The sequence below is a fragment of the Rhizorhabdus sp. P4_G6 genome (assembly GCF_056401045.1).
Genome location: NZ_JBFUKC010000003.1, coordinates 35997 through 54176 on the forward strand (window position 1 = coordinate 35997; position 18180 = coordinate 54176).

An 18180-nucleotide genomic window follows, 5' to 3' on the forward strand; every position below is an offset into this window, starting at 1 on the left:
CGCACTCGCTTCCGCTAGCATTCCGAGCCTCGCCGTGGATGCTGAAACAAGTTCAGCATGACAGTTGGAAGGGGCGCGCAACTCCCCTCCACCGTTTTTAGCTTCACAAATCTCTTCGTCTGCGCAAAAGAGAACATGTGATGAACATGACGTCCGCACGCGCATGATCCTGATCGGCTTCGATCCGGGCCTCGGCACTACCGGCTGGGGGGTCATCGCCGCCGATGGCAACCGGCTGTCGCATGTCGCCAATGGCCAGATAAAGACAGAGCCCTCGATGGAATTAGCGCGTAGACTGTCGCTGCTCTACGGCGCGCTGACCGACGTGATCCATCAGCACCAGCCCGATGGTGCGGCGGTCGAGGAGGTGCTCGGCAATTCGAACGCGCAGTCGACTCTCAAGCTCGGCCAGGCGCGGGGCGTGGTGCTGCTGTCCGCCGCCAATGCCGGGCTCCATGTCGGCGAATATCATCCTTCGGTGCTCAAGAAGGCGGTGGTCGGCACCGGCGGCGCCGAAAAAAGGCAGGTGCAGGCAATGGTGCAGGTGCTTCTTCCGGGCGTGAAGCTCGCGGGGCCCGATGCGGCGGACGCGCTCGCGGTGGCGATTACCCATGCCCACCATCTCGCGACCGCGCGGGCGATGCGACGGGTGGTCGCATGATCGCACGGCTCCGGGGCGTCCTCGCCGAGAGCATGGCGGACCATGCCGTGCTCGATGTCGGCGGGGTTGGCTATCTGGTCTGGTGTTCCGGCCGGACCTTGTCCGCGATCGGCGAGGTCGGCGGCGATGTGCTGCTGTTTACCGAAATGCAGGTCCGCGAGGACGCGATCACCCTCTATGGCTTCGGCTCGGCGGGCGAACGCGACGCCTTTCGACTGCTCACCGGCGTCCAGGGTGTCGGCGGCCGGGTCGCGCTGGCGATCCTGTCGGTGCTGGACGCAGGCGAACTGGCGAAGGCGATCGCGAGCGGCGACAAGGCGATGGTCGCGCGCGCCAATGGCGTCGGTCCCAAGCTGGCGATGCGGATCGTCAACGAACTCAAGGACAAGATGGGCGCTTTGCCGATCGGGCCCGGCCTGGCGGCTGCGACTGTGGCCAAGGGCGGGACGGCCAGCGACGCCCTGTCGGCGCTTGCCAATCTCGGTTTCCGCCCCGCCGAGGCGAGCGCGGCCGTCGGCGCTGCGGTCGAGGAACTGGGCGAAGGCGCGACGCTCGATGCCGTGGTGCGGCTGGCACTGCGCAAGGCTGCGAAATAGCGTCATGGCGGAATCTGCCCTCACCGCGCGCTGCTTCTGCGGGCAGCTGTCGGTCGAGTGCCGTGGCGATCCGGCGCGGATTTCGGTCTGTCATTGCCATGACTGCCAGCGCCGCAGCGGCAGCGCCTTTGCCGCGCAGATCCGCTTCGCAACCGACGCTGTGCGAGTGATCGGCGACAGCCGGAGCTGGACGCGGATCGGCGATAATGGCGGGCGTTGCACCTTTCATTTCTGCCCCGATTGCGGTTCGACCCTGTTCTATGATCTCGAGAGCATGCCGGGCCTCCGCGCGATAGCGATGGGGGCCTTCGCCGGCACCGAACTGCCCTGGCCGCAATATTCGGTCTATGAGGCGCGGCGGCTGCCCTGGGTCGAGATCGTCGGTGCGGACATCGAACGTCATGACTGAGATCGACAGCGCGGCACTGCGACGGTTAGGGGAACATGGCATAGCATGACCGACACCGATCGCCTTCTCGCGGGCAACCGCCGGCCCGAGGACATGGACGCCGCCTTGCGTCCCAAGTCGCTCGAGGAATTCGTCGGGCAACAGGCGGCGCGCGACAATCTGCGGGTGTTCATCGAAGCGGCGCGCAAGCGCGGCGAGCCGCTCGACCATGTCCTGTTCTTCGGCCCGCCGGGGCTCGGCAAGACGACGCTCGCCCAGATCATCGCCAAGGAGATGGGGGCGGGGTTCCGCGCGACATCGGGGCCGGTGATCGCCAAGTCGGGCGACCTGGCGGCGCTGCTCACCAATCTCGAGGATGGCGACGTGCTGTTCATCGACGAGATCCACCGGCTCCAGCCCGCGGTCGAGGAGGTGCTCTATCCGGCGATGGAGGATCGGGCGCTCGATCTGATGATCGGCGAGGGGCCATCAGCGCGCAGCGTGCGGATCGATCTGCCGCGCTTCACGCTGGTGGGCGCCACGACCCGGCAGGGGCTGATCACCACGCCGCTGCGCGATCGCTTCGGCATCCCGATCCGCCTGCAATTCTATACGGTCGACGAACTCGAACGGGTGGTCAGCCGGGCGGCCCGGCTGCTCGATCTCGCCATCTCGCCCGATGGCGCGATCGAGATCGCCCGGCGCGCGCGGGGAACGCCGCGCATCGCCGGACGGCTGCTGCGCCGGGTGCGCGACTTCGCCCATGTGCTGGGCGCGGCGGTGGTGGATGCCAAGGTGGCCGATCAGTCGCTCAACCGGCTGGAGGTCGATGCGCTCGGCCTCGACGCGATGGACCGGCGCTATCTCCACATGATCGCCGACATCTATCGCGGCGGACCGGTAGGCGTGGAGACGCTCGCCGCCGGCCTGTCCGAACCGCGCGACACGATCGAGGACGTCATCGAACCCTATATGATCCAGCTCGGACTGATCGCGAGGACGGCGCGGGGGCGGTGCCTCAACGGGCGGGGCTGGAAACATCTTGGGCTGAACCCGCCGCCCGAGGCCGGGCAGGATGGATTGTTCGACGAGGTCTGATCCGCCGGGGCGACGCTGGTGTGGGACGAGCCGTCCGCGCCCGGCCGAGAAAATGGATTCATTTCGCCCGCCGATGGCCTAAACAGCGTGGGAATGCATGAACCGCCCTATTCCGGCCGCTTCGAAGCGGGTGCGCACCTGTTCGCGCTGCGCGTCTATTTCGAGGATACCGATGCCGGTGGCGTCGTCTACCACGCCAATTATCTGCGCTTCATGGAACGCGCGCGCAGCGACATGATGCGCGTCGCCGGGATCGACCAGCGGGAGGCGATGGAAAGCGGTGTGGGAACCTATGTCGTGGTCGAGGTCGGAATGCGGTACAAGATGCCTGCGCGGCTCGACGACGATCTTCTGGTGGTCAGCCGGGTGGGAAATATGCACGGGGCCTTGTGCGCTGTTCATCAGAGAGTCATGCGCGGGCAGGAAACGGTGGTGGAGGCCGATATATCGGTCGCGCTGATCGGCCCGAGCGGCCGGCCGACGCGTCAGCCCCGCCACTGGCTCGAGACGTTTGAACGATTGAAAGGGACGAAATAAGTTGATGATGCAGGATCTGGCGGTCGCCGCATCGACATCGGCCTTGTCGCCGATCGCGCTCTTCCTCCAGGCGGATGTCGTCGTGAAGACGGTGATGATCGGGCTGCTGCTCGCCAGCATCTGGACCTGGACGATCATCGTCGCGGGCAGCATGGCGCTGGGCAAGGCGCTGAAGGACAGCCAGGCGGTCGAGGCCGAGTTCTGGAAATCCGAGGATATCGACAAATTCTACGACGGGCCGGGGCGGAAGGAAGTCCCGGCGGCGAAGATCTTCACCGCGGGCGTTGCCGAATGGCGGCGCTCGGTACGCGCCGGCAAGCCGGTCGATCGCGATGGGACGCGCACGCGGCTCGCCAATGCGATGGCCTCGGCGACCGGGGCGGAGATCGACCGGCTCTCGGATCGGCTCAACATCCTCGCGACGGTAGGCTCGGTCGCGCCGTTCGTCGGGCTGTTCGGCACCGTCTGGGGCATCATGCGCAGCTTCACCGACATTGCCGCCTCGCAGAACACATCGCTCGGCGTGGTGGCGCCGGGCATCGCCGAGGCGCTGTTCGCGACCGCGCTGGGCCTGTTCGCCGCGATCCCGGCCGTGATCGCCTATAATCGGCTGCTGCATAAGGTTTCCAAGATCGAAGGCCAGCTCAACCGCTTCGGCGATGCCATCCATATGACGCTCAGCCGCGAGCTGGAACGCGCCTGATGGGCATGGGCCCCGTCTCAGGCCGCGGCGCCCGGCGCGCGCCGATGGCGGAGATCAACGTCACGCCGTTGGTCGACGTCATGTTGGTGCTGCTGATCATCTTCATGATCACTGCGCCGCTGCTGCTGGCGGGCGTGCCGGTTGACCTGCCCGAAAGCGCCGCCGGTGCGCTCGACCAGGACCAGAAGCCGGTGCAGCTATCGATCGACAAGGCGGGCGCCGTGTTCATCGACGACCGCGAGGTGCAGATGTCGGCGCTGCCCGATCAGCTCGCTGCGATCGCCGCGAAGTCGGGCAAGGGCAAGGACAGCCCACAGGTCTTCCTCCGCGCCGACAAGGCGCTCGATTATGGCCGGGTGATGGCGGTGATGGGCGCGCTCAATCATGCCGGGCTCAACCGCGTCGCACTGGTGACGATGGGCGAAAGCGAAGCCGGCGGTGAGAGCGGCGGCCGGGTCGACGGTGATTCGGTTCCCGAACCCGCGGTGCCGTGATGGAACGCGCGGAGCGCACGGGACTGGGGCTGTCGGTCGTCGGCCATGTCGGCCTGCTGGTGATCCTGTCGCTCAACCTGATGAGCGTGCGCAAGATGCCCAAGCTGAGCGAGCCGATGGACGTGATGCTGGTCGACAAGGCCGGCCTGGTGTCGGCCGCACCCCAGATGTCGAAGGAAGCCCCGCAGGCCGCCGAAGCGCCCGATGTCGCGCCCACCGTCGAGGAAGCGCCTCCGCCAGAGCCCGCGCCCACGCCGCCGAAGCCCGCTCCGACCCAGCCCGCACCTTCGCCCAAGGTGGCGGAGAAGCCGTTGCCCAAGGCGCCCGGCAAGGAGCCGCCCGCCAAGGCCGCACCGCCAGCGCCTGCCAAAGCGGCGCCGGCCAAGCCGAAGGCCACCTCGCTCGGCACCGATTTCCTCAAGGGCATTCCGGTCGAGAAGTCCGCCGGCAAGGGCGCAGCCCCGCGCGTCGCGGCGATCAGCCCGATCGCGATGAACGGGCTGGTGGCGCTGATCGCGTCGCAGGTGAAGCCCTGTTACACCATTCCCGCGGGTGGCACCGACACTTCCAGCATCATCAGCCGGGTGCGTTTGCGACTGAAAAAGGACGGCTCGATCGCGGTCGCTCCCGAAATCATCGGCAATGTCGGCGTCAATTCGGCGAACCAGCCCTATGTTCGCCAAATGAACGAGGCTGCTACGCGGGCGCTCCAGCGCTGCGCGCCTTATAAGCTGCCGGCCGATCTCTACGAAGGCGGCTGGGAGGATTTGATCTTCACCTTCAGACCGAGCCAGATGGATTAACCCGCGATATTTGACTTACACCCCCGCTTTCGGGTCTATACCGGGGCGGGGTAGAGGAGACGAGAATGCGCCTTCCCCTTGCCCTGACGTTGCTGAGCGCGGCGCTTGCACTCGCTTCGCCTGCCGAGGCGCAGCTCGAGGTTGATATCACCGGCGGCATCGCCCAGCCGATGCCGATCGCGATACCGGGCATGCCGACGCCATCGGTGGCCAATACGCCGGCCGGCGATACCGCGTCGCTTGGCCAGCGCGTCGCCGATGTCGTGACCAACGACCTCAAGAATAGCGGGCTGTTCAGCCCGTTGCCCAAGAGCGCGCTGCAAACCGTAAGCCATCCACAGGTCACCGCGCCCGACTATATGTTCTGGACACAGAGCGGCGCGCAGGCGCTGGTACAGGGCTTCGTGCAGGCCAATGGCGACGGATCGCTGACGGTCGGCTGCTATCTGTACGATGTGCTCGCCAAGGCCGAACTGACCCGCCAGGGCTTCGTGGTGCAGCCCGGCCAGTGGCGCCGCGCGGCGCATAAATGCGCGGACACAGTCTATACCCGCCTCACCGGCGAAGGCCCGTATTTCGACAGCCGCGTGGTCTATGTCTCGGAAACGGGGCCGAAGACCAACCGCACCAAGCGCCTTGCGATCATGGACCAGGATGGCGCGAACCACCGCTTCCTGACCAACGGCCAATCGATCGTGCTGACCCCGCGCTTCGCGCCCGGCCAGCAGACGATCACCTACATGTCTTATGCCGGCAATCGCGCGCGGGTCTATGTGTACGACATCGGCTCGGGAAGCCAGCGCCTCGTCGTCGACCAGCCGAACATGACCTTCTCGCCGCGCTTCTCGCCCGATGGCCGCTATATCGTCTTCTCGATGGCGGTCGGCGGCAACACCGACATCTACCGGGTCCCCGTGGCGGGCGGACGGCCCGAGCGGCTGACCACCTCGCCGGGCATCGACACCGGCGCCAGCTATTCGCCCGATGGTTCGAAGATCGTGTTCGAAAGCGATCGGTCGGGTACCCAGCAGCTCTATGTGATGGGCGCCGACGGATCGAACCAGAACCGGATCAGCTTCGGCTCGGGCCGTTATGGCAGCGCCGCCTGGAGCCCGCGCGGCGACCTGATCGCCTTCACCAGGATCGGCGGCGGCTTCGCCGTCGGAGTCATGGGAGTCGACGGTTCGGGCGAGAAGATCCTGACCAATGGCTGGCAGGACGAGGGGCCGAGCTGGTCCCCCAACGGCCGCGTGATCATGTTCTTCCGGACCGGCCAAGGTTCGGGCAAGGCGGACCTGTGGTCTGTCGACTTGACCGGCGTCAACGAACGTCCGGTGCCGACACCGCTGGACGGATCGGACCCGGCATGGGGCCCACTCTTGCCATGATGCAGGAATTTCCGCGCATTTCCGCGCAAAACACGTTAAGTATCCGTAACCAGTTTTACTCGAGGAGAAACATGATGGCGCGTCTGACGATGAAAATCGCCCTTGTGTCCGCGCTGGCGCTGAGCGTCGCGGGATGCACCAAGAAGAAGCCGGAGGAACTGCCGCCGGCGCCCGCCGCGACCGCACCGGCCCCAGAGGCGGAAGCGCCGCAGCCCGCCCCGCAGACCGGCCCGATTCCCGGGTCGCGCGCGGACTTCCTCCAGCAGGCCGGCACCGACACGATCCATTTCGGAACGGACCTGTACGACATCGACGCGGAGAGCCAGGCGATCCTCAGCCGCCAGGCACAGTGGCTCGCGAAGAACCCGAACGTCTCGGTGACGATCGAGGGGCATTGCGATGAGCGCGGCACCCGCGAGTATAACCTCGCGCTCGGCGACCGCCGCGCCAATGCCGCCAAGAATTATCTGGTCAACGCCGGCGTCTCTGCTTCGCGCCTGTCGGTGATCAGCTACGGCAAGGAGCGCCCGGTCGCGACCGGCTCCGACGAAGGCAGCTGGGCGCAGAACCGCCGTGCCGTCACGGTGGTGCCGCAGTAAATCTCTTCCCCTCCCCTTCGGGGGAGGGGCTGTCCAGGCCTACTCCACCTCGGCCAGATGGTCGCGCAGCGCTCGCGCATCGTGAAGCGCGTTGTGCGGCACCTTGCTGTTGCGCGCGGTCGAGAAGCCGGGGGTGCGGCGGAACTCGAAGCGCATCTGCTTCACGTCCACGATCTCGGTCTCGCTGACCAGCAGCAGCCGGCAGAACAGCGCGATATCCTCTGGCCAGTCGGCGACGATAGTGACATCGCGATCAGCGGCAAGATAGGCCGCGACATCATGCGCCGCCGCGATCCGGTCGAGCCGATTGTACAGCATCGGCGGCACGCTTTCGAGGTAGGGGACGACGTGCTTCTCGACCCATGGGTGGTAGGCATCCGCGATCGGGATTACGACATAATAGTCCTGGTCGCCATATTCGGGCACCAGCGCGAGGCTCATCAGCTCGCCGCCGAAGCCGTTGAATTCGGTATCGAGAAAGTAGCGCATCCGTTCTCCTTGCCGTTCGCCCCGAGCGAAGTCGAGGGACGTGTCCCCTCGCCGGTGTCTCGACTTCGCTCGACACGAACGGAGCGCGACCGTGCGCCAACAGGCGTAGCACTTATTCGTCGCCGTACAGCGCCACGATGCGCGGCTGGTCGGCGCGAGCCAGCCCACGGTACATGCCCTGGCTGTTGAAGCACCAGCCGCCCCGGCCTTCGCCATCGACGCTGATCAACCCGCCGATGCCGCCCAGCGCTCCAATCTCGCCGATCACGCCTTCGCCCGCCTGCTCCAGTGGCTGGCGCGCGAGCCGCACCCGCGCCGACAGCTCGTGCCCGGCGCCGACGCGGATGAAATGTTCGCCCGATCCGGTGCAGGAGGTCGCGGCGCCCCGGTCGTCGGCCCACGTGCCGGCGCCGATCACCGGCGAATCGCCGATCCGGTTCCAGCGCTTGCCGGTCAGCCCGCCGGTCGAGGTCGCGGCGGCGAGGTGGCCGGCGGCATCGCGCGCCACCGCCCCGACCGTCCCATATTTCAGGTCGGCATCGAATGCTCCGCCCGCGCGCAGCTCCTCATATTGGCGCCAGCGCTCGTCGGTGTGAAACCAGGCGGGAGCGGCCTGCTCCAGGCCATGCTCCGCACCGAAGCGGTCGGCGCCGGCCGCCGTGAGCATCACGTGCGGGCTCTGCTCCATCACCGCGCGCGCCAGCGAGACCGGATGCTTGCTCCTGGTGACCGCACTGATCGCTCCGGCTTGGCGATTGCGGCCGTCCATGATCGCCGCGTCGAGCTCATTGACGCCCTCGGCACTGAACACCGCGCCGCGCCCGGCATTGAAGTGCGGATCGTCCTCGAGCACCCGCACCGCCGCTTCCACCGCGTCGACGGCGCCGCCGCCCGCGGCGAGGACCGTGCTGCCAGCATCGAGCGCCGCTGCCAGCGCCGCGCGGGCATGCGCATCGTCCTCCGGCGCAAGCAGCAGGTTCCTGAGCTGGCCGGCGCCGCCATGGACGACGATCGTCCAGCCATCGGCCGGGCCGGTCCATTGCGACGTGATCTGGCGGTGGTCAGCCACTTTTCACCTGACGTTGGGGAGCGTCTTCATATCGACGCTCGGAAGGCCTATACGGGTCCACGATATTTTCAAAGAACGGAAATCCATGTCCATTCGCCCGTGGCGCGACATCCAGCGCAGGAAATCGCGTCAGATCATGGTCGGCAACGTCGCCGTCGGCGGCGACGCGCCGGTCACCGTCCAGACCATGACCAATACGCCGACCGACGACATCAAGGCGACGATCGACCAGATCCGCCGCTGCGAGGACGCGGGGGCCGATATCATCCGGGTGTCCTGCCCCGACGAGGCCTCGACCGCCGCGCTCCGGCAGATCGTCCGAGCGGCGCGGGTGCCGATCGTCGCCGACATCCACTTTCATTATAAGCGCGCCCTCGAAGCCGCCGATGCGGGCGCGGCCTGCCTCAGGATCAATCCCGGCAATATCGGGTCGGAGGCGCGCGTCGCCGAGGTCGTCCGCGCGGCCAAGGCCAATGGCTGCTCGATCCGGATCGGAGTCAACGGCGGCAGTCTCGAGAAGGATCTGCTCGAGAAATATGGCGAGCCCTGTCCCGAGGCACTGGTCGAAAGCGCGCTCGATCATATCAAGCTGCTGCAGGATCAGGATTTCCACGAATATAAGGTCGCGGTGAAGGCGTCGGACGTGTTCCTCGCCGTCTCGGCCTATATGGGCCTGGCAGAAGCGGTCGATTGCCCGCTGCATCTGGGCATCACCGAAGCGGGCGGGCTCGTCGGCGGCACCGTCAAATCGGCGATCGGCATCGGCAACCTGCTGTGGGCGGGCATTGGCGACACGATCCGCGTGTCGCTGTCGGCCGAGCCCGAGGAAGAAGTCCGCGTCGGGTTCGAGATTCTGAAGAGCCTCGGCATCCGCAATCGCGGCGTTCGCGTCGTCTCCTGCCCCAGCTGCGCGCGCCAGGGCTTCGACGTGATCCGGACCGTCCAGACGCTCGAGGAGCGGCTCCAGCATATCCGGGTGCCGCTGTCGCTGTCGGTGCTCGGCTGCGTCGTCAACGGACCGGGCGAAGCGCGCGAGACCGACATCGGTCTGACCGGCGGCGGCGCCGGCAAGCATATGGTCTATCTGTCGGGCGTCACCGACCACACCGTGCAGGATGCCGACATGGTCGAACATATCGTCCGGTTGGTTGAGACCAAGGCCGCTGAGATCGAGGCCGCCGAAGCCGAGCAGGCGCAAGCGGCGGAATAGGATTTCGGGGGGGCGCGATGATAAGCGATGAAGCAGAATATCAATTTGTGTGTTCTCAAGTCCGACTCTTCGTCGAGCGCATCGACGCTGCCTTCCAGTTCTTCGTGAAGCTATATTCTGCAATACTGGCGGGCACCATATGGCTAAGCATTCAACCCAATATACCAAATTATAAAGGGTATTGGATTATGCCAGATGCTTTAGTTTTGGGTATAGCTTTGTTGTCGTGTGTTAAGGTTTGGGACAATGTTCGAGCATGGCGCGGCTACAGGCGTGCACAGGTGCGGCTCCGAGGTTACGACGAAGACGGAGAACCCCGCACACCTCATCCCAAGTTTTGGCCGACTCACTTGGAGGAAGCCGCGGGAACTCTAGCTATAGTTGCATCCGCAACGCTGTATTGCATCTTTAACCCTTTAGGCTAATCAATCTCGTGACGAAGCACAACGTGCTGATCGCCTTCGCGGTCGCCTGTCTCGGCATCGCGGTCTTTTCGTCGATGGATGCGGTGATCAAGGCGCTCGCCCTGGCGATCGGCACCTATAATACGCTGCTCTGGCGCAGCTTCGCCGGCATCGCGGTGAGCGGCGTGCCATGGCTGTGGAGCCGTCCGGTCAAGCCTTCGCAGTCGGCTATGCGGCTCCATATCGAACGTGGCGCGGTTTCTGCGGTGATGGCGATGCTGTTCTTCTGGGGGCTCGCCCGGACGCCGATGGCACAGGCGATCGCGCTCAGCTTCATTGCGCCGCTGATCGCGCAGGGCCTGGCGGTGCTGCTGCTCAAGGAACAGATGAAGCGCCGCGCGCTGCTCGGATCGCTGCTGGCGTTCGCCGGCGTGTTGATGATCATGTGGGGGCAGGCGCGTGCGGCGATGGGGCCGGAGGCCTTGCTGGGCGCGATCGCCGTGCTGCTGTCGGCGGTGTGCTACGCCTATAACATCATCCTGATGCGGCGGCAGGCGCAGGTCGCGGACCCTTATGAAGTCGCCTTTTTCCAGAGCCTCTTCGTCACCATCTGCCTCGCCGTCGCGATGCCGTGGTTCGCGGTGCTGCCGCCGGCCCAGCATTGGCCGATGATCCTGTTGGGCGCGGTGCTCGCCACGATCTCGCTGGCGCTGCTGAGCTGGGCCTATGCCCGCGCCGAGGCGAGCTATCTGGCTCCGGTCGAGTTCACCGCCTTCATCTGGGCCAGCCTGTGGGGCTGGGTGGTGTTCGGCGAGAAGGTCGGGCCGACGACGCTGATCGGCGCGGCGGCGATCGTCGGAGGCTGCTGGATCACCGCGCGCACACCCGATCTGGAGAGGGACGTGATACCATGAAGGCTAGCATCCGCCGCGCTGTGCCGGGCGACGAGCATGACATAGTGCGGCTGGTCCACGCGCTTGCGACCTATGAGCGCGAGCCGGACGCCGTAGAAACGACGCCCGATGGGCTGGCGGCGCTTCTGTTCGGAGAGGCGCCCAAGGTCTTCGCGCATGTTGCCGAGATAGACGGCAAGGTGGTCGGCATCTCGGTATGGTTCTTCAATTTCTCGACCTGGACCGGTCGTCACGGCATCTATCTGGAGGACCTGTTCGTCGATCCGGATGTGCGCGGCGGCGGCGTTGCGCGCGCCCTGTTCGAGGCGCTCGCCGACGAAGCGAAGGCGCATGACTGCGCCCGGCTCGACTGGGGCGTGCTCGACTGGAACGATCTGGCAAAGGGTTTCTACCGCCGCATCGGCGGGCGGCACCAAGTCGGGTGGGAGCCGTGGCGGCTCGATGGCGAGGCGCTGAAGAGGCTTCAGCGGGACTGAGCGCCGCTCAGGATCCGCCGCCCAGCACGTTGATCGTGAAAGCCAGCACGCCGATGTTGAAGACGAAGGCGGCGAGGCAGTGGAGGATGGCGACCCGGCGGATGCCGCGACTGTCGATTTCGATGTCCGAGGTCTGGAAAGTCATACCCAGGGTGAAGGCGAAATAGATGAAATCCCAATAATCCGGCTCCTCGTCGCCGGGGAAGCTGATGCCGCCATGGTCGCCGCCGGTCTTCGGCTCGGCGCTGTAGAACAGATGTCCATAGTGGAGCGCATAGACCATGTTGCTGAACAGCCAGGCGACCAGCAGTGTGCCGATGATCAGCACGATGCTGCCGGCATGCATCTCCTGCTTCTGTGAAAGCTCGACGGTGATCGCCACCAGCACCACCGCGCTGACGATGCCGGTGATCACCAGCAGCATCGCTCGATTGGCGTCGTTGCGCTGGGCCGCGGCGCGCATGTCGTCCGGTGCGTGGCCCAGCAGCGGGATGCAGGACAGCAGGAACAGCAGCGCGCCGGCATCGAAGCCGATCAGAGCCGCGCGGGCCCAGCCTGCCCAATGCATCGCGACGGCGAAGCCGGCGACCGCGACGACGATGAAGCCGACGAAGCGCGGCGGCGCGATATGGTGGCCGAGGCCGAGCGGGGATGATGTTGCCATGGCTCTGTCCTAGCTTGCCCGTGCCCGCTTCGCTACCGCCGGAGTTGCGCGCGCTGATGGCGGGGCGCGGGGGTGTGTGTATTCGCCCGCAGCCATGCTATGCTAGGATCAGGGCAATAGGAGACGTCCCTGTGATGGCGCTCACAGCGCGAGGGGACGAGTGTTCATAAGGTCGTGCGTCGACGAATTCGTCTTTGCCATGGGGCAACCTGGCCGCGCTTTGCACCGTAGTGTGAAGTGCAGTCATGAGAAGGATGGAATATGACCGGTCGCACTATGCGTTTCGCGATCATGAGCGGGCTGGTGCTCGCCATCCTCACGCCGCTCGCCGCGCATGCGGCCGACGCGCCTGCAATCAAGGCATATAAGCGCGACCCGCTGCCCATCTATGACGACGCGGGCGCGAAGGTGCGCGACGTGCCGGTCGCCTCGATGCCGGCGGCGGGCAGCCCCGGCGCGCGCGTGATCCGCGCGAAGACCGGATTCGTCGGCGTGCAGCTTGACGGTAAGCTGGCGTGGCTGCGGCTGTCGACGGTCGACTATGTCGGCGACATCGCGGCCGTGAAATGCGACGCGAATGCGATGAGCTTCGCAAAGATGGAGGAAGACGGGCTGCAACAGTCGCTGGGGCTGGGCTGCGGCGGGGGCAAATAGGTAGAAGGAGTCGGGGGGACAGCAGGAGGGATTTTTGAGATGCGGAACCGGTTGATCTTCGTCGCCCTGGCGGCGTCCCTCGGCGTCAGCCCGACACTCGATGCGGCCCCGCGGAAAAAGGCCGGTGCTGCGCCGGCAAAGGCCGCCGCCGAGCAGCCGATGGCGGCGGCGTTGCCCGATGCGCCCTATGTGGCGCTGAACGGTTGCCCCGCTCCGGCGAGCGGCACGCTGGTGGCGGCGAAGAAGATCGACAAGAAGGCGCGCGGCAAATTCTCGATCGACAAGGCGCCCTACATATCGACGCTCGATCCCGCCGACCTGTGCGCCACCAACCAGAAGATGCGATCGGGCGCGGGCGACGCCGCCGGTGCGATGGGCCTGTCGGGCCAGGTGATGAATACCCGTTCGGCGCGCATGGACCTGATGGCGATCCCGGCGCTCGAACTGGAGCTGAGGCCGGTGCTGGAGGCGTTCGCCAGGGCCTGGCCCTATGCGCCGCTGGAGCGCACCCCGAAGATCCTGTTTCGCGCCGACGAAGCCTATCAGGCGCAGGCGCTGCCGGACAATACGATCATCGTCTCGATGGGGTTGCTCGAGGCGGCGCAGTCGGATTCCGAAGTGCTGTTCGTGCTCGCGCATGAATATGCGCACCTCCTGCTCGGGCACTTCACCAAGGCGGAAACCATTGCGGGGGCAAAGGGCGCTACCCAAGCCGTGTCGATCGCCTGGCAGGCGGGCAGCACCGTCAACGCCCTGAAGCACAGCAATGGCAGCAACATGCTGGCCAGCGCGCAGAGCGGCATGGCGGCCGGCGCACGCCGCGCTGCGCCGATCGCCGAGGCGTTGCGCTTTGCCGTCGACGACATTTTCGCGCCGTCGTGGAACCGCGACCAGGAGAATCAGGCGGATGCGCTGGCGGTCGATCTGCTGATCCGCGGCAACATGACGATCGACAGTTATGCCAATGTGTTCGCCCGGCTGCAGAAGGCGTTCGAAACCGAGAAGGCGTCACGCGACAGGCGCAAGGCGGCGGCCGATGCCGTTCAGGCGAGCATGGGCGAGGCGATGAAGAGCTTTGCGACCAGCAGCGTCACCACCACGGGCCTGCTGGGCGGCGGCGCCGGCATGCGGGGCTTCGGCTCGGGCTTGCTCAAGAGCGCGGGTGGCGCGCTTCTGAACAATATGGGCAACATCACCAAATCGCTCGGCGGCGACACCCATTTGCCGCCGGAGGAGCGGCGCAACGGCCTCGCCGCCTATTTCCAGGCCGGCTATCCGACGGCCGATCCGCCAATCGACAGCGGCGCGCTGATCGGCCGGATCAAGGCGAAGCCCGATTATGCCCGCGCGATCTCGACCCGGAACGCCTATCTGAAGGCGCGCGGCAGCTATTTTGCGCAGGACTATGCCGGCGCGACGGCGCAGTTGCGCAGCCTTGGCGCGGGCAGCCGCTCGGCGCCGACCTTCGTCAACTATGTCGCGGCGCTGGCCGCCCGCGACCAGGGCAATATCCCGGCGGCAGCGAGCTTCTTCGACGCAGGCCGTGGCGGCAACGTGCCGAACCTGCAGCTTTACGAGACCTACACCGAGATGGAGCTCAATGCCGGTGACGTGAAGGACAGCGATGCGCTGATCGCGGAGGGCAAGGCCCGCTTCAAGGATCCCGATCACTTCAAGAGCATCGAAATCCGCCGCGATCTGGCCGCTGGTGATGCCGCCGCCGCCCAGTCGGTCTATACCGCCTGCATGGGCGTGAAAGGGCGCGATTACATCACCGAGCGCTGCAAGGCGGCGATGCCCGAGGCGCAGCAACAGCAGGCCAATCCGCTGGGATTCAAATTGCCGTTCGGCGGCTGAGGACGGATCTTTGCGACCGCACATCATGACGAGCTGGCTGCTTGCAGCCGCGTTCACAGCCGCTCCCGCGCTGGCCGCGCCTGATCCGCAGGCGGCGCTGTCCCGGATCGAGGACCGGCTGCAGTCCGCCACCGCCGAGCGGCGTTGGGCCGATGCGGTCGCGCTCGGCCGGCAGGCATTGGCCATCGAGGAGCGGACCAAGGGCGCGGATCATCCCGAAGTCGGCGGCACCCTGTCGCTGATTGCCGGCTGGCTCGTCGAGCAGGGCAAGCCGGTGGAGGCGACGCCGCTCTATCGTCGCGCCTTCGGCATATTCGAGCGCAGGCTGGGTGCGGGCCATGCGCTGACCGAGCAGGCGGCGTCGAACCTCGCCGCCAATCTGCAGTCGCTGGGGCAATATGACGAGGCCGAGCAACTCTATCGAGGCGCGCTCGCCCGCGCGCTGGTCAAGGGCGCGACGAGTCGCGCTGCCGCGCTCGCCTATAGCAATCTCGGTTTCGCGCTCGGGCGCCAGGGTCGCTTCACCGAGGCGCGCGATCTGTACGCGAAGGCCTTGGCGATTGCTCTTGGCTGGGAGCCCGAAGATCTCGACCTGGCGCTGATCGAGAGCAATGTCGCCGCCAATCTCGATGCGCTCGGTCGCCCACTCGAGGCCGAGCCGCTCTACCGTCAGGCGCTGGCGGTGCGCATCTCCGAGCTTGGTCCGGACGATCCGGCGGTGGCGACGAGCTATAATAATCTCGGCTTCAATCTCGATGGGCAGGGCCGCTATGCCGATGCCGCGCCGGCCTATGCCCGTGCGCTCCGGATTCGCAGCCGGATAGATCCCGCAGGGCTTGCCGTCGCGACCAGCTACAACAACGCCGCGCATAACCTGAACCGGCAGGGGGATTTTGCGGCAGCCGCGCCGCTCTATGCCAAGGCGCTCGCGATCTGGCGGGCGGTCTATGGTCCGCGGCATCCGACCACGGCGATCGGTCTGTCCAATGTCGCCGTCAATCTCGAACGGCAGGGCAAGGCGGTGGAGGCCGAGTCTCTGTTCGAGCAGGCGCTGGCGATCCGGGTCGGCGCGCTGCGCGCCGGCCATCCCGACATCGCGACCGCGCAGCTGCGGCTTGGCCATGCGCTCGCCGCGCAGGGCAAATTCGATCGCGCGCTGCCGCTCTATGAGCAGGCGGTGGCGGCCCGGCGGGCGGCGTTCGGCCCGGATCACCCCGCGCTGGCTGAGGCGCTGATCGACCAGGCCGAGCTGTTCCTGGCGGTCGGACGCACCGCCGATGCGGTGGCGGCGGCGCGCGAGGCGGCCGACATCGTTCGCCGCCGCCGGCTCGGCCGGATCGGGGATGCGCGCGACAGCGATGGTGCTCAGCAGGCGGTGAGCCGTGCCGAAGCGACCGATGCCAGCCGCTTCGATCCGTTGGCGGGCGCCTTTGCGATCCTGATCCGCGCCGCCTGGGAGCGCGCCGCCGTGGCGCCGCAACAGGGCCCCGCCCTCCGCGCCGAAGCCTTTCTCGCCGCACAGGATCTTTCCGTATCCGCGGCAGCGCGCAGCATGGCGCGTACCGCCGCGCGCACCGCAGCCGGCGAGGGGCCGCTGGGCGATCTGGTGCGCCGTCAGCAGGACCTGTCCGATCGCGCCGCGGAACTCGACGCGGGCCTGCTCCGGCAACTGGTGCGCGGCGATACCGCGCGGATCGCTGATATCCGCGCGCAGCTCGACACGACCTCCAGATTGTTGGCGGAGGTCGACCGCCAGCTGCGCGAGGCGTTCCCCGATTATGCGAGGCTGATCGGGTCGGAGAGCCTGCCGCTGGATGCAGCACAGGCGCGGCTCGATCGTGGCACCGGGCTATTGATGATCGTTCCTGCCGGCGACGATCTCTACAGCTTCGCGATTGGTTCCAGGACAATCGCGTGGTCGCGGTTGGCAGGGGGGGCGGCCCCGGTCGCGGCTCGCGTGCAGGCGCTGCGCTGCCAGGTCGACTCCAAGCGCTGCGGCGATCAATCGGACAATTGGCCCAGTTTCGACCGGCGGGCGGCCTTCGCGCTCTATCGCGATCTGGTTCGCCCTGTTGAACCCGTGCTCGAGGGCGCCAGGGCATTGTTCGTGGTGACGGGCGGTGCGCTCGCCGAATTGCCGCTTAGCCTGCTGCCGACAGACGACGCCGACGATGCTTCGGCCGGCTGGTTCGGCGACCGTTATGCGATCACCGTCCTTCCCGCGGTCTCGGTGCTGCGGGCGACGACAGCGAAGCCCAGTGTCACCCGCCCAGCGGGGACTCCGGTGCAGTTCGTCGGCTATGGTGCCCCGGCTTTTCTCGGCCCGCTGACTGGCGATCGCATGCTCGACGATTTCCTCAAGATCCCGCAGCCGGTCGATCGCGCGGGGCAAGGGCTGACCGACCCGATGGCGTTGCGCGAGCTGAGCCCGCTACCGGGCACCGAGGTTGAGCTGAAGGCGATGGCGGCGTCGCTGCGTGCGCGGCCGGACCTGCTCCACCTCGGCAGCGCCGCGACGGAGGCCTCGATCCGCACCGATCCGGCAGTCGGTGAAGCGCGGATCATCGCCTTTGCTACCCATGGCATCCTGCCGGGCGAGATTGGCGGCCTGCGCGAACCCGGCCTTGCCTTTACGCCGCCCGAGAGCAGTTCGCGTGAGGACGACGGCCTGCTCGCCGCGTCGGAAGTGGCCGGTATGCGGCTGACGGCGGACTTGGTGATCCTGTCGGCCTGCAACACCGCCTCGGCCGACGGCACGCCAGGGGCGGACAGCCTGTCGAGTCTGGGCCGCGCCTTTCTCTATGCCGGCGCGGGATCGCTGCTCGCGAGCCGATGGCGGGTAAGCGACGATTCGACCGCAGCGCTGACGGTGGAGACGCTGATCGGCCGCAACGCCGGGCTGAGCCGCGCTGCGGCGCTGCAGCGGGCGATGCGCGCGATCCGTACCGGCCGTCGTGCCGACGGCTCGCCGCTGCCAGGATGGCAGGCGCGCTGGGCGCATCCTGCGGCTTGGGCGCCGTTCACGGTCATCGGGAGCGACGCGGGGTAACAGCGGGGCGTCGCCGCCTCACCGGAGCGGAGCAGATCATCTCTTCCGTAACTGGAGGTCAGCCCCTGCTCTTTGTCGCATGGTTGATGCGGGTCGGATGGTTCAAGGCATCCACCGAAGTCGGCCG

18 protein-coding genes and 1 pseudogene are annotated in these 18180 nt (G+C 66.8%); 16 read left to right on the forward strand and 3 right to left on the reverse strand.

Annotated features, from left to right (window positions below; genetic code table 11):
* The first annotated feature begins 163 nt into the window (after positions 1 to 163).
* The 10 genes and pseudogenes from ruvC to pal all read left to right on the forward strand — a co-directional run bounded on the left by ruvC (position 164) and on the right by pal (position 7267).
* On the forward strand, positions 164 to 661 hold the full coding sequence (gene ruvC, locus AC1DPF_RS04270; RefSeq protein WP_477871332.1) for a crossover junction endodeoxyribonuclease RuvC: 498 nt from the start codon (positions 164 to 166) through the stop codon (positions 659 to 661).
* On the forward strand, positions 658 to 1257 hold the full coding sequence (gene ruvA / locus AC1DPF_RS04275; protein WP_477959890.1) for a Holliday junction branch migration protein RuvA: 600 nt from the start codon (positions 658 to 660) through the stop codon (positions 1255 to 1257). The genes ruvC and ruvA overlap by 4 nt, the downstream gene beginning before the upstream one ends.
* Before the next feature lie 4 nt (positions 1258 to 1261).
* Positions 1262 to 1666: a GFA family protein gene (locus AC1DPF_RS04280; RefSeq protein WP_477959892.1), complete on the forward strand. Its 405-nt coding sequence runs from the start codon at positions 1262 to 1264 to the stop codon at positions 1664 to 1666.
* A gap of 45 nt (positions 1667 to 1711) precedes the next feature.
* Positions 1712 to 2743 carry a Holliday junction branch migration DNA helicase RuvB gene (ruvB, locus tag AC1DPF_RS04285; RefSeq protein ID WP_477871326.1) on the forward strand — a complete coding sequence of 344 codons (1032 nt, stop codon included), beginning with the start codon at positions 1712 to 1714 and terminating at the stop codon, positions 2741 to 2743.
* Positions 2744 to 2836: 93 nt separating this feature from the next.
* Positions 2837 to 3280 (forward strand): YbgC/FadM family acyl-CoA thioesterase, encoded by a 444-nt coding sequence (locus tag AC1DPF_RS04290; protein ID WP_477871324.1) that lies wholly within the window; start codon positions 2837 to 2839, stop codon positions 3278 to 3280.
* 4 nt (positions 3281 to 3284) lie between these two features.
* The gene (gene tolQ, locus AC1DPF_RS04295; protein WP_477871322.1) at positions 3285 to 3983 is read left to right on the forward strand and encodes a protein TolQ; all 699 of its coding nucleotides are present in this window, start codon (positions 3285 to 3287) and stop codon (positions 3981 to 3983) included.
* Entirely contained in the window at positions 3983 to 4477 is a 495-nt protein-coding gene (gene tolR, locus AC1DPF_RS04300) for a protein TolR (RefSeq protein ID WP_477871320.1), read from the forward strand. The genes tolQ and tolR overlap by 1 nt, the downstream gene beginning before the upstream one ends.
* Positions 4477 to 5280 (forward strand): hypothetical protein, encoded by an 804-nt coding sequence (locus AC1DPF_RS04305; protein ID WP_477871428.1) that lies wholly within the window; start codon positions 4477 to 4479, stop codon positions 5278 to 5280. The genes tolR and AC1DPF_RS04305 overlap by 1 nt, the downstream gene beginning before the upstream one ends.
* A 116-nt stretch (positions 5281 to 5396) precedes the next feature.
* Positions 5397 to 6668 (forward strand): annotated as a pseudogene (tolB, locus tag AC1DPF_RS04310) (Tol-Pal system beta propeller repeat protein TolB); the annotation flags it as partial.
* Positions 6669 to 6739: 71 nt separating this feature from the next.
* On the forward strand, positions 6740 to 7267 hold the full coding sequence (gene pal, locus AC1DPF_RS04315) for a peptidoglycan-associated lipoprotein Pal (RefSeq protein WP_477959894.1): 528 nt from the start codon (positions 6740 to 6742) through the stop codon (positions 7265 to 7267).
* Positions 7268 to 7306: 39 nt separating this feature from the next.
* Here pal and AC1DPF_RS04320 read toward each other — a convergent pair whose 3' ends face one another.
* Positions 7307 to 7756, reverse strand: a complete 450-nt coding sequence (locus AC1DPF_RS04320; RefSeq protein WP_477871314.1) for a hypothetical protein — start codon at positions 7754 to 7756, stop codon at positions 7307 to 7309.
* Positions 7757 to 7868: 112 nt separating this feature from the next.
* Complete coding sequence (locus tag AC1DPF_RS04325) at positions 7869 to 8825, reverse strand: isoaspartyl peptidase/L-asparaginase family protein (protein WP_477959896.1); 957 nt, start codon at positions 8823 to 8825, stop codon at positions 7869 to 7871.
* Positions 8826 to 8910: 85 nt separating this feature from the next.
* Here AC1DPF_RS04325 and ispG point away from each other — a divergent pair, with 85 nt between their 5' ends.
* The 3 genes from ispG (at position 8911) to AC1DPF_RS04340 (ending at position 11829) form a co-directional block, all read left to right on the forward strand.
* Complete coding sequence (ispG, locus tag AC1DPF_RS04330) at positions 8911 to 10035, forward strand: flavodoxin-dependent (E)-4-hydroxy-3-methylbut-2-enyl-diphosphate synthase (RefSeq protein WP_477959898.1); 1125 nt, start codon at positions 8911 to 8913, stop codon at positions 10033 to 10035.
* Positions 10036 to 10468: 433 nt separating this feature from the next.
* Positions 10469 to 11353: a DMT family transporter gene (locus AC1DPF_RS04335; RefSeq protein ID WP_477959900.1), complete on the forward strand. Its 885-nt coding sequence runs from the start codon at positions 10469 to 10471 to the stop codon at positions 11351 to 11353.
* Positions 11350 to 11829, forward strand: coding sequence for an N-acetyltransferase family protein (locus AC1DPF_RS04340; RefSeq protein ID WP_477959902.1), 480 nt, complete (start codon positions 11350 to 11352; stop codon positions 11827 to 11829). Before AC1DPF_RS04335 ends, AC1DPF_RS04340 begins: the two co-directional genes overlap by 4 nt.
* Positions 11830 to 11836: 7 nt before the next feature.
* Here the strand turns inward: AC1DPF_RS04340 and AC1DPF_RS04345 are convergent, their stop codons facing one another.
* A complete protein-coding gene (locus AC1DPF_RS04345) occupies positions 11837 to 12493 on the reverse strand; it encodes a DUF1345 domain-containing protein (protein ID WP_477871304.1) in 657 nt (218 codons plus the stop codon).
* Positions 12494 to 12784: 291 nt separating this feature from the next.
* On the opposite strand from AC1DPF_RS04345, the gene AC1DPF_RS04350 reads away from it, so the two are divergent.
* From AC1DPF_RS04350 to AC1DPF_RS04360, 3 genes are read left to right on the forward strand one after another with little or no spacing between them, the layout of a single operon-like run.
* Positions 12785 to 13147: a hypothetical protein gene (locus AC1DPF_RS04350; RefSeq protein WP_477959904.1), complete on the forward strand. Its 363-nt coding sequence runs from the start codon at positions 12785 to 12787 to the stop codon at positions 13145 to 13147.
* A 39-nt stretch (positions 13148 to 13186) separates the two neighbouring features.
* Positions 13187 to 15004 carry a M48 family metalloprotease gene (locus tag AC1DPF_RS04355; protein ID WP_477871300.1) on the forward strand — a complete coding sequence of 606 codons (1818 nt, stop codon included), beginning with the start codon at positions 13187 to 13189 and terminating at the stop codon, positions 15002 to 15004.
* A gap of 25 nt (positions 15005 to 15029) precedes the next feature.
* Positions 15030 to 18053, forward strand: coding sequence for a CHAT domain-containing tetratricopeptide repeat protein (locus AC1DPF_RS04360; protein ID WP_477959906.1), 3024 nt, complete (start codon positions 15030 to 15032; stop codon positions 18051 to 18053).
* Positions 18054 to 18180 lie beyond the last annotated feature (127 nt).

Excerpts from the sequence above, each read along its gene's own strand:
- ruvC (WP_477871332.1), top strand. The coding sequence starts at position 164 with ATGATCCTGATCGGCTTCGATCCGGGCCTCGGCACTACCGGCTGGGGG.
- ruvA (WP_477959890.1), top strand. The coding sequence starts at position 658 with ATGATCGCACGGCTCCGGGGCGTCCTCGCCGAGAGCATGGCGGACCAT.
- AC1DPF_RS04280 (WP_477959892.1), top strand. The coding sequence starts at position 1,262 with ATGGCGGAATCTGCCCTCACCGCGCGCTGCTTCTGCGGGCAGCTGTCG.
- ruvB (WP_477871326.1), top strand. The coding sequence starts at position 1,712 with ATGACCGACACCGATCGCCTTCTCGCGGGCAACCGCCGGCCCGAGGAC.
- AC1DPF_RS04290 (WP_477871324.1), top strand. The coding sequence starts at position 2,837 with ATGCATGAACCGCCCTATTCCGGCCGCTTCGAAGCGGGTGCGCACCTG.
- tolQ (WP_477871322.1), top strand. The coding sequence starts at position 3,285 with ATGATGCAGGATCTGGCGGTCGCCGCATCGACATCGGCCTTGTCGCCG.
- tolR (WP_477871320.1), top strand. The coding sequence starts at position 3,983 with ATGGGCATGGGCCCCGTCTCAGGCCGCGGCGCCCGGCGCGCGCCGATG.
- AC1DPF_RS04305 (WP_477871428.1), top strand. The coding sequence starts at position 4,477 with ATGGAACGCGCGGAGCGCACGGGACTGGGGCTGTCGGTCGTCGGCCAT.
- pal (WP_477959894.1), top strand. The coding sequence starts at position 6,740 with ATGATGGCGCGTCTGACGATGAAAATCGCCCTTGTGTCCGCGCTGGCG.
- AC1DPF_RS04320 (WP_477871314.1), bottom strand. The coding sequence starts at position 7,756 with ATGCGCTACTTTCTCGATACCGAATTCAACGGCTTCGGCGGCGAGCTG.
- ispG (WP_477959898.1), top strand. The coding sequence starts at position 8,911 with ATGTCCATTCGCCCGTGGCGCGACATCCAGCGCAGGAAATCGCGTCAG.
- AC1DPF_RS04340 (WP_477959902.1), top strand. The coding sequence starts at position 11,350 with ATGAAGGCTAGCATCCGCCGCGCTGTGCCGGGCGACGAGCATGACATA.
- AC1DPF_RS04345 (WP_477871304.1), bottom strand. The coding sequence starts at position 12,493 with ATGGCAACATCATCCCCGCTCGGCCTCGGCCACCATATCGCGCCGCCG.
- AC1DPF_RS04350 (WP_477959904.1), top strand. The coding sequence starts at position 12,785 with ATGAGCGGGCTGGTGCTCGCCATCCTCACGCCGCTCGCCGCGCATGCG.
- AC1DPF_RS04355 (WP_477871300.1), top strand. The coding sequence starts at position 13,187 with ATGCGGAACCGGTTGATCTTCGTCGCCCTGGCGGCGTCCCTCGGCGTC.
- AC1DPF_RS04360 (WP_477959906.1), top strand. The coding sequence starts at position 15,030 with ATGACGAGCTGGCTGCTTGCAGCCGCGTTCACAGCCGCTCCCGCGCTG.